This is a genomic window from Streptosporangium sp. NPDC002524 (assembly GCF_040295985.1).
Classification (GTDB): domain Bacteria; phylum Actinomycetota; class Actinomycetes; order Streptosporangiales; family Streptosporangiaceae; genus Streptosporangium.
This window is the reverse complement of record NZ_JBEOWK010000048.1, coordinates 24,241-34,341: the sequence shown is the minus strand read 5'-3', so window position 1 is coordinate 34,341 and position 10,101 is coordinate 24,241. Positions and strand designations below refer to the sequence as shown.

Here is a 10,101-nt window from a genome sequence, read left to right as displayed (position 1 = left end):
GGACAGTAGCTGCGACGACGACACCGCGGCGAGAGCGGACCCGGACACCACGGAGGTCATGAACCTCCGACGCGAAACGGCCACGTGAACTCCTTGGGGTAGTTGCGGAACTGTTCGTGCGTGCACGCCCGCCGGGATCGGCACGTCGGTCGGCGGGCGCCGCCGGGATCGGAGCCGGGTGAGACCGGCCGACGACGAGCGATCACCGCGTCACGAGGAAGAGCTCGACGGCCCTGTCCCGGTCGGCCTTCGTGTACGGCGGAACGCCACCGGGGACGCGGAGCGGTATCTGTCATCGCCGTTTAACATCGGACCGCTCGCGGTCATCCTGACAGGATCTGACACCCAAACGCAACATTTAAGAGACGGACCGAAAAAAGGCGGTAGCTCGTTTCCCGAAAACACCCAGCTCAGGTGAGTGAATGGACCGGTCCATGCAGGTGGGGCGTCATTCGCCGTTCACGCGGCGGCTCTTAATCATCGGATCTATTTCCGTCACACCGGGCTGACAGCCGGGTGACAGGTGGTGGCCGACGGTGGCCGGTGGTTGCCGGTGGTTGCCGCCACGGTGTCGGCCGCACTCCGAGGCGGCGTTCGTCCCGCGGGGGCCCTGTGGCGCGATCCAACGTGTGATCCGAAGAAAGATCCACGGGAGGACCGCAGGAGGATCGGGGGAGGAGAGCAGGAGGAGCGCAGGAGGAGCGCAGGAGGATCGCGGGAGGAGCGCAGGAGGATCGCGGGAAGATCCACCGGAGGATCCACGGGAAACGGCCGGGACGCCCGCCCGTAGCGATCATCGTCCCTGCTCAGAGATATACCCCCTGTGTGGATTCACCCTCTTGCGGAGAGTAAGGTAACCCTGCCCTAATTCAGGTAAGGCTTTCCAGTTATGGAGTGACGGTGTTCGCCAGCTATCTCATCGGATTGCGCGAAGGCCTGGAGGCCACGCTCGTCGTCTCCGTGCTCGTCGCACTCCTCGTCAAGAGTGACCGGCGCGACCGGCTGCCCCTCGTGTGGGCCGGGGTCGGCGCGGCCCTCGTCCTGTCGGTCGCGTTCGGCGCGGTGCTCACCTTCACCGTCGCCCACCTGGAGTTCCAGCAGCAGGAGTTGTTCGAGGCGATCACCTCGCTGCTCGCCACCGCGTTCGTCACCTGGATGATCTTCTGGATGCGCCGCGCCTCCCGTACCCTCTCCGGCGAGCTGCGCGCCAGGCTGAGCGAGGCCCTGGAGGTCGGCGCGACCGCGGTGGTCGTGATGGCCTTCCTCGCCGTGGCGCGCGAGGGGCTAGAGACCGCGCTGCTGTTCTTCGCCTCCGTGCAGGGAGCCACCACCACCGCCGTACCGCTGATCGGGATCAGCCTGGGCCTGCTCACCGCGGTCGCGCTGGGCTGGGCCATCTACCGCAGCGCGATGCGGATCAACCTGACCAGGTTCTTCACCTGGACGGGCCTGCTGCTGATCCTGGTCGCCGCCGGCATCTTCAAGTACGGCGTGCACGACCTGCAGGAGGCCGGTGTCCTGCCGGGCCTGTCCACCTACGCCTTCGACATCAGCGGCGTCATGCCCGCCGACTCCTGGTACGGCGCCCTGCTGGCCGGGCTGTTCAACATCACCCCGCAGCCGAGCGTGCTGGAGACGGTGGCGTGGGTCGCCTACGCGGTGCCGACGCTCGTCCTCTTCCTGAGGCCGCGTTCCGGCGGCCCGGCCGCCTCGACCACCGACTCCCCGGCCTCCCCGGCCTCGACGGTCTCGACGGTCTCGACGGCCCCGGCCTCTCCGGCGTCCTCGGCGTCCCAGACCCCCGCGAGCTCCCAGACCCCCGCGAGCTCCCCGAACCCCGCGAGTTCCCCGAACCCCCCGAGCTCCCCGACTTCCTCGACCGACCCGCAGCCCGCGGGCTGAAACCGCCTGAACAGGACCACCATGCGTACTTCCCTTGCCATCGCCGCGGGCGCTCTCGCGCTCGCCGGACTCGCCGCCTGCTCCACCGAGCCCACCGCGGGGGGCGCCGGAGCGTCCGCCGCCCCCGCCGCTCCCGCCAAGGGCGGTCCCGTCGCGGTGGCCGCCACCGACACCGAGTGCAAGGTCGCCGTCACCGAGGTGGCCGCGGGCACCTCGACGTTCGCGATCACCAACGGCGGCAGCAAGGTGACCGAGTTCTACGTGTACGCCGCCGGTGACCGGGTCATGGGCGAGGTGGAGAACATCGTGCCCGGCCTCACCCGCGAGGTGATCGTGGAGCTGCCGGCCGGGAGCTACGAGACCGCCTGCAAGCCCGGCATGGTCGGCAAGGGCGTCCGGGGCCCGCTCAAGGTCACCGGCGAGCACAAGCCGCTCAGCGACGACGCCCAGCTCTCCGCCGCGACCGCGGGCTACAAGCGCTACATCAAGTCGCAGAGCGACACGCTGCTGACCAAGACGCAGGAGTTCGTCGACGCGGTCAAGGCCGAGGACATCGGCAAGGCCAAGGAGCTCTTCCCCGTCTCCCGCACCTACTGGGAGCGGATCGAGCCGGTCGCGGAGATCTTCGGCGACCTCGACCCGGCCATCGACGCCCGCGAGAACGACGTGGCCGAGGGCGAGGAGTGGACCGGCTTCCACAAGATCGAGAAGGACCTCTGGGTCACCAAGGACGTGAGCGAGGACGGGCCGGTCGCCGACAAGCTGATGGCCGACATCAAGACCGTCGTGGAACAGTCCAACGCGGCCGAGCTGTCGCCCGTGCTGCTCGCCAACGGGGCCAAGGGCCTGCTCGACGAGGTCGCCTCCGGCAAGATCACCGGCGAGGAGGACCGCTACTCGCACACCGACCTGTGGGACTTCGACGCCAACCTCCAGGGGTCGAAGGCCGCGGTGCAGGCACTCCGCCCCGTCCTCGAGGAGCGCGCCCCCGAGCTGGTGAAGACGCTGGACGAGAAGTTCGCCGGAGCAGAGGCCGCGCTCGGCGCCCACCGGAAGGGCGACGGCTGGAAGCTGCACACCGAGCTGTCCAAGGACGACCTGAAGAAGCTGTCGGACGCGATCAACGCGCTCGCCGAGCCGATCAGCAAGATCGCCGCAGTGGTGGCCAGGTAACGAGTGGTACGCCGTAGGGGAGGGGTTCGATGAGCGAGCGGATCAGCCGCAGGAAGCTGTTCGGGATGGGCGCCGCGGGCGTGGCGGCCGCCGGAGCGGGCGCGATCGCGGTGCGCGGGGCGGGCGGCGAGCCCGCACCCGCCCAGGCCGCCTCCACCTCCGACCCCGTCCCCTTCTACGGCGAGCACCAGGCGGGCATCGTCACCCCGGCACAGGACCGGCTGCACTTCGTCTCCTTCGACGTGACGACGGAGAAGAAGGCGGAGCTGGCCGAGCTGCTGCAGGAGTGGACCGCCGCCGCGGCCCGGATGACGCAGGGGCAGGAGGCGGGCGCGTTCGGCGCGGTCGGCGGCCAGCCCGAGGCGCCGCCCGACGACACCGGCGAGGCCCTCGGCCTGCCCGCCTCCGGGCTCACGCTCACCGTCGGCTTCGGCGGGTCGCTGTTCGACGACCGGTTCGGGCTCGCCCCCCGCAGGCCGGCCGCGCTGGCCGACCTGCCGCACCTGCCCGGTGACGCGCTGCTGCCGGAGATCTCCGGCGGCGACCTGTGCGTGCAGGCGTGCGCGCACGACCCGCAGGTGGCGGTGCACGCCATCCGCAACCTGGCGCGCATCGGCTTCGGCCGGGTCTCGGTGCGCTGGTCCCAGCTCGGCTTCGGCCGTACGTCGTCGACCTCGCGCGCGCAGGCGACGCCGCGCAACCTGATGGGGTTCAAGGACGGCACCGCCAACCTCAAGCTGGAGGACGTGGCGCTGCTGAGGGAGCAGCTCTGGGTGGGGCCCGGCGACGGCGCCGGCTGGATGACCGGGGGCAGCTACCTGGTGACCCGCAAGATCCGGATGCTGGTCGAGACGTGGGACCGGGCGCCGCTCGCCGAGCAGGAGCAGATCTTCGGCCGGAACAAGGGGGAGGGGGCCCCGCTGGGCGGGAAGGCCGAGTTCGACGTGATCGACTTCGACGCCAAGGGCCCCGACGGGGAAGCCCTGATCAAGGACGACGCGCACGTACGGCTGGCGCACCCCTCCCACAACGGCGGCGCGCGCCTGCTGCGCCGCGGCTACAACTACGTGGACGGCTCCGACGGGCTGGGCCGCCTGGACGCCGGGCTGTTCTTCATCGCCTACCAGCGCGACCCGCACCGGCAGTTCGTCGCCGTGCAGAAGTCCCTGGCGGGCAAGGACTCCCTCAACGAGTACATCAAGCACGTCTCCAGCGGCCTGTTCGCCTGCCCGCCCGGCGTACGCGACGCGGGCGACTACTGGGGCCGCGCCCTGTTCTCCTGAGCTCTCCTGATTCGCGCGTCGCCGGGGCGGGGGTCGTCACCGGTGGTTCGAGGCCATCGCGGTGACGACCGCCTGACGGGCCGGGCGCTTACCGGGTCGTCCGCCCGCCGGCGCGGCGCACCCTCGCGGCGGGTCATGAGAACGCGCCGGCACGGCGTACCCTCGCACCCCTGCGGCGGGTCATGGGAGCGCCATACATGGTCGTCCACCGCTCGAACCTCCGGAGCGGGTCATGAGAGCAACCGGAAGTCGAGTTCGCGTACCCACTTCCTGTTGTGCGCGCCGGGGGCGGCCGGCACGATGATCCGGGCCGGGAAGCCGTGGTCCATCGACAGGTCGGCGCCGTTGACCCGCAGTGCCGGCAGTGAGCGCGGGTCGGCCACCTGCCGGGCGCTCAGGGACGCGCGACTGAACACACCGCCGCGCTGCAGCGACCGGACGAGGGCCTCGCTCCCGCCGCCGGACCGTACGCGCGGCCGTGCGGGGCCAGCAGCGCGGTTGCCGCGCGACGGCCCGTCGAGGGTCCGGCCGAGGGACAGGCCGAACATCGTCAGCGAACCGCCGCCGACGAAGGCCGGCGGGCCGCGCCGGGACACGCCGGGACACGGCGGGCGCCGCCGGGGCGACACCAGGGTGAGCCCGAGGATGACGTGGACTCCCTGGTTGAAGCCGGTACAACCAGACCGGGCTGGTCGGTCAGCCGAAGAGGTGGGAGCCCGGCAGCCCTCTCTCCGGAGTGATGTCGTTGCCGGGCGGCCGCTCGTCCCCCCGCGGCCACGCCTCCACCCGCGAGATGCCCCCGCCCTTCGCGGCGCCACCCCCGGCAGGGCCATCCTCGGCGGTGCCGCGCCCGGCGGTGCCATCCTCGGCTGGGTCGCGCTCCTGGGATGCGTCCGAAACTGATCACCCCGAAGCCGGTGCCGGTGTGAGACGACCACTCTGTCGACCCGCCGTTGGTCCTTACCGGAGGAAGCCGTTCTCGAAGCCTCGCCTCTTCCCGTTTTCTGGCCAGGTCCGCGGGCGGCTCCTCCCCGACCGCCGTCCGACGGGGGAGGGCCTGTCCGGTGTGTGATTCCCAGGGATCTTTCAGGAGGAACCGGCCAGTAAGCCGCGCGGAAATATTAGGGTCCTTTGCGACATTATTTCCGACAGCTGTAAAGGGCCAGAGTCATGCGAACCCTCAGCAAGCGCCTCGCGGCGGCGGGTGCGGCCGTCGCGGTGGCCCTGTCCGGTTCCGGCGCCCCTTCCGTAGCCGCCCAGGCGGAGCGCCCCAGGCAGCCGAACATCGTGTTCTTCCTCGTCGACGACATGTCGGCCGACCTGCTGCCGTACATGGACACCGTCAGAAGCCTCGGCGACAACGGGACGACGTTCACCAACTACTACGTGTCCAACTCACTGTGCTGTCCCTCGCGTGCCTCGACGTTCACCGGCCGGTTCCCGCACAACACCGGCGTGGAGACCAACAAGGGATCCGACGGGGGTGGCTACGCGGCCTTCGAGAAGCACGAGAGCCGGACCTACGCCACCGCGCTGCGCGGAGCCGGCTACCGCACCGGCTACCTGGGCAAGTACATCAACGAGTATCCGGTGGACGCCGGATACCGGGTGCCGGTGGGCTGGAGCGAGTGGCACGTGGCCGGAGGCGGAGGCTACAGCGAGTTCAACTACCGGCTCACCGGTTACGTCGAGGAGGAGAGCGCCGGGGAGAGGCCGATCGCCTCCGGCGGCAGGTACCTCGTGGACGTGCTCGGCGAGCGGGCGGTCGACTTCATCGAACGCTCCCGCGAGCACGCCCCGGGCAAACCGTTCTTCCTGCAGGTCGCCCCGTTCTCCCCGCATGCCAGGATCGGCGTCAAGCCGGGCGAGAAGGAGCCCCGGTTCCCGCCCGCGTACCGCGACCGGCCCAAGGCGGCGTGGCCGGCGGGGGAGTTCCCGCGCGGCGACTGCGGCGGCACCGACTGCGGCACCATCGACGTCACCGCGCTGCCCGCCTTTGACGAGGACACCTCCGACAAGCCGGCCTGGGTCCGCAGGCAGGCCATCGGCACCGACACCAAGCTGGCGAGAGAGCTGCGTGAGGACTTCCGCAACCGGATCCGCATGGTGCAGTCCGTCGACGACATGGTCGAGCGCGTCACCTCGGCGCTCTCGGCCGAGGAGAGGGACAACACCTACATCGTGTTCACTTCGGACAACGGATTCCATCTCGGCCAGCACCGCCTCGTGCGCGGCAAGTCCACCGCCTACGACCACGACGTACGGCTGCCGCTGCTGGTCAAGCGCCCGGCCTCGGGACGGCAGGGCGACCTCGTCGACAACAGGATCACGCAGAACGTCGACCTCTTCGCGACTTTCCTCGACATGGCCGGGATCGGCAGGGCGCAGCGCGACAGCCGCGACGGGCGCAGCCTGCTGCCGCTCATCTCGGGACACCGGCCGAAGGACTGGCGCGACGCCGCCCTCGTCGAACACGTCAGGCCGGACCCCGGGGCGCCGGGCGAACCCGACCCGGACGCCGAGGACCCCGGGCAGGGTAACGCCGGACCGCCCAGCTACGCCGGCGTGCGCACCGCGGGCGAACTCTACGTCGAGTACGAGGGCCTTCCCGAGCCCGAGTACTACGACACCGTGGCCGATCCCCACCAGGAGCGTAACGACCCCGACAACGCGCGCACGGCCGAGCTGGCCAAGGTGCTCGGCAAGCTGTCCGAATGCGGCCGCCCCGGTCAGGCCGACTGCTGGAGCGCCTCACACACCGGCTGACGGTGCTTGTCCGCACACGCGCCGGACACGCGCCGGTATGACCTCGGCGACCTCGTGATCGTCCGAGCCTTGTTCAACCGGGCATCGCCCGTCGCCCCGGCCGTAACCCCCACCGGGCGGTTACGGCCGGTCGGCCCGGAAGTAGTGGCCGTCTTCCAGTCCTCGACCAGCGCGGCGCGGCCGCGGGCACGCGTCGGGCCCAGGCCGCGCAGCGCGGCTCGAAGGATCCCCGGTCCAGATCCGTGGCCGTCCGCGGACCCGGCCGCACCCGGCCGTGGCCGGCGCACACGCGGCGGCGCCACCGTCACGGCGTACCGGCACACGGACGTTCGCGGGCGGCGAGGGTTCCGAGGCAGGCCGGTGGGACGACAGGAAGGCGGAACGGCGGGAGTTCCGAGGCCGGGACGACAAGGGTTCCGAGGCCGGGACGGTAGAGGCTTCGAGGCCGGGACGGTAGAAGTCCCGAGGCGGGACGGCCCCCGCGCGGGTCGGGCGACCGACGGCTCGGTTGGCCGACGGGTCGGGTGGACGCCGGCGTCGTTCACATCGTGCGTCCGATGAGGTTCCGGCGGAACCGTGCCGGTGTCGAGCCGGTTGCCAGGCGGAACGCCCGGCTGAACGCGGACTCGGAACGGTACCCGACCTCGGCGGCGACCGTGGCGACCGTGTGCTCGGTGTCGATGAGCAGCTCGGCCGCCGTCATCAACCGGACGTGCGCGAGGAACGCGCCGACGGTCATCCCGGTGCTACGGGAGAAGTGCCGGATGAACGTGGCCCGCGCCATCGCCGCCACGCGCGTCAGGCGGGCGATCGGCCAGTCGGCGCCGGGATCTCGGAGTACCTCGTCGATGACGGCACGGATCCGTTCGTCGTGGGTGGCGGTCCACGGCGCCGGTCCGGCGAACCGTCCGCCCGACTTCCGCAGCACCATCGCGAGCAGCGCGTCGCAGAGGGCGGAGAGGACGGCAGCGGTGCCCGGCCCCTCGTCCCGCGCCTCCCGCCGCATGATCGAGCCCAGCATCCGGACGACCTCGTCCACCTCGCCGGATTCCACGAAGGACACGCACAAGGGGTGGGGAAGGCTCCGGAAGAGCATGGCTCCCGCCCCGGGACCGAACGAGTAGTGCCCGCAGAAGAGGTCGATCACGCCCTCCCCGGCCCGGCTGCGGACGGTGGAGAACGCGTCGCCGCGAGTTTCGGACACCCCTTGAACGGGCCCGGACCCGGTGGTGCGGACGCGGTGCGGCGTGCCGCGGGGGAGGAGCACGACATCGCCCGGCCGGAGCTCGACGCGCCGATCGGGAAGCTCGACCGTGCACACCCCGTCGAGCAGGACGTGGAAGGCCGCGTCGCTCTCCCCCAGGGCGGGCATATCCATGACGGTCGCGCCGGCCAGAAGGCAGCGCTTGTCCAGGGTCGCCTGCGCTCTCGCCAGGCGGACGAGGTGACTGACTGAATCCATGATGAGACGCTCGCGAGGAAAAATGAGACAAATAAGCCTTGTGAGCTCAATCTTACATACCGAAACTGGAATTATGGACACCACAAACGACACTCTTCACGCCGATCTTCTCGTGATCGGTTTCGGCAAGGGCGGCAAGGCCGTCGCGAAGACGATGGGCGACCTCGGCAGGCGCGTGGTGCTCGTCGAGCAGTCGGAGCGAATGTACGGAGGCACATGCCCCAACGTCGGCTGCGTACCGACGAAGGCGCTGGTCCACCGCGCCGGAAAGCGCCGGGAGAGCGACCCGGCGCAGGAGTGGTACGAGCGCTCCGTCGAGGAGGTGCAGGCGCTCACCGCGCTGTTCCGCGGCGGAAACTACGAGGCGATGAACGGCATCGAGACCGTGACGGTTGTCACCGGCCGGGCCGTGTTCGTCGACCCGCACACCGTCGCCGTCGAGGCGGGCGGCGAACGTCTCACGATCTCCGCCGAGACCATCCTGATCAACACGGGCGCTGAAACGATCATCCCCGACACTCCCGGTCTGAGGAAGAGCAAGCATACCCTGACCAGCACCGGTCTGATCGAGACGACGCTCCTGCCCGAACGGCTCGCGATCGTGGGCGGTGGATACATCGGCATCGAGTTCGCCTCGATCTACCGCCGCTTCGGCTCGCGGGTCACCGTGTTCGAGGCTTCGTCACGGATCCTGGGCCGCGAGGACGACGATGCCGCCGCCGTAGCCGAGGGCATCCTTGAGGGCGACGGCATCGAGATCGTCAAGGGGGCGCACGTCACGGAGGTTCGCGACGGTGAGACCGGCGCGACCGTCACCTACGAGAGGGAGGGGCGGCGGCACACCCTCGAAGCCGACGCCATCCTCGCCGCCACCGGTCGCGCACCGGCCACCCGAGGCCTCGGGCTGGACGCCGCCGGCGTCCGTACGACCGAACGCGGGGCGGTCGAGGTCGACGAGTACCTGCGCACGAGCCAGCCGCACATCTACGCCCTCGGTGACGTCCGCGGCGGCCCGCAGCACACCTACCTCTCCCTCGACGACAGCCGTGTCGTCCTCGATCAGCTCGTCGGTGAGGGCCGGCGCTCGGTGTCGGACCGTGTCGCGGTTCCCCGCACCCTGTTCATGACCCCGCCGCTCGCGGCCGTCGGGCTCACCGAGAAGGAGGCCAGGGCGGCCGGGCACCGGGTGAGGATCGCGAGCGAGTCCGTCGCCGGGATCGTGGCGATGCCCCGCGCGTACATCGTCGAGGAGACCCGCGGGTTCATGAAGTTCGTGATCGACGCCGAGACGGACGAGATCCTCGGAGCCGTCCTGCTCAGCGTCGACGCGCAGGAACTCGTCAACACGGTCGCGCTCGCCATGCGGCACGGGATCACGGCGACCGAACTCCGCGACGCCGTCTACAACCACCCCACCTCGACCGAGGCGTTCAACGAGGTACTCGCCACCGTCGTGCGCGCGGACGAGCCGTTCGAACGATCCGCCGGTGCCGGTTCCCCGGCCTGCTGAGCGGG

General features: G+C 70.6%; 7 protein-coding genes. 5 read left to right on the top strand and 2 right to left on the bottom strand.

What is annotated here, in order from left to right; genetic code table 11:
* Positions 1-900: 900 nt before the first annotated feature.
* The 3 genes from efeU to efeB are packed head-to-tail and all read left to right on the top strand — an operon-like array spanning position 901 to position 4,358.
* Positions 901-1,902, top strand: coding sequence for an iron uptake transporter permease EfeU (gene efeU / locus ABT053_RS42100; RefSeq protein ID WP_350977539.1), 1,002 nt, complete (start codon positions 901-903; stop codon positions 1,900-1,902).
* A 21-nt stretch (positions 1,903-1,923) separates the two neighbouring features.
* Positions 1,924-3,075: an iron uptake system protein EfeO gene (gene efeO / locus ABT053_RS42095; RefSeq protein ID WP_350977537.1), complete on the top strand. Its 1,152-nt coding sequence runs from the start codon at positions 1,924-1,926 to the stop codon at positions 3,073-3,075.
* A 29-nt stretch (positions 3,076-3,104) separates the two neighbouring features.
* Complete coding sequence (efeB, locus tag ABT053_RS42090; protein WP_350977534.1) at positions 3,105-4,358, top strand: iron uptake transporter deferrochelatase/peroxidase subunit; 1,254 nt, start codon at positions 3,105-3,107, stop codon at positions 4,356-4,358.
* Between the two features lie 230 nt (positions 4,359-4,588).
* Here efeB and ABT053_RS42085 read toward each other — a convergent pair whose 3' ends face one another.
* Positions 4,589-4,954, bottom strand: coding sequence for a molybdopterin-dependent oxidoreductase (locus tag ABT053_RS42085; RefSeq protein WP_350977532.1), 366 nt, complete (start codon positions 4,952-4,954; stop codon positions 4,589-4,591).
* A 574-nt stretch (positions 4,955-5,528) separates the two neighbouring features.
* Between ABT053_RS42085 and ABT053_RS42080 the strand changes: the two genes are divergently transcribed.
* Positions 5,529-7,124 carry a sulfatase family protein gene (locus ABT053_RS42080; protein ID WP_350977529.1) on the top strand — a complete coding sequence of 532 codons (1,596 nt, stop codon included), beginning with the start codon at positions 5,529-5,531 and terminating at the stop codon, positions 7,122-7,124.
* Positions 7,125-7,665: 541 nt separating this feature from the next.
* Here ABT053_RS42080 and ABT053_RS42075 read toward each other — a convergent pair.
* On the bottom strand, positions 7,666-8,586 hold the full coding sequence (locus ABT053_RS42075) for a cupin domain-containing protein (protein WP_350977526.1): 921 nt from the start codon (positions 8,584-8,586) through the stop codon (positions 7,666-7,668).
* A gap of 73 nt (positions 8,587-8,659) precedes the next feature.
* On the opposite strand from ABT053_RS42075, the gene ABT053_RS42070 reads away from it, so the two are divergent.
* Entirely contained in the window at positions 8,660-10,096 is a 1,437-nt protein-coding gene (locus tag ABT053_RS42070) for an FAD-dependent oxidoreductase (protein WP_350977523.1), read from the top strand.
* Positions 10,097-10,101: the final 5 nt, after the last annotated feature.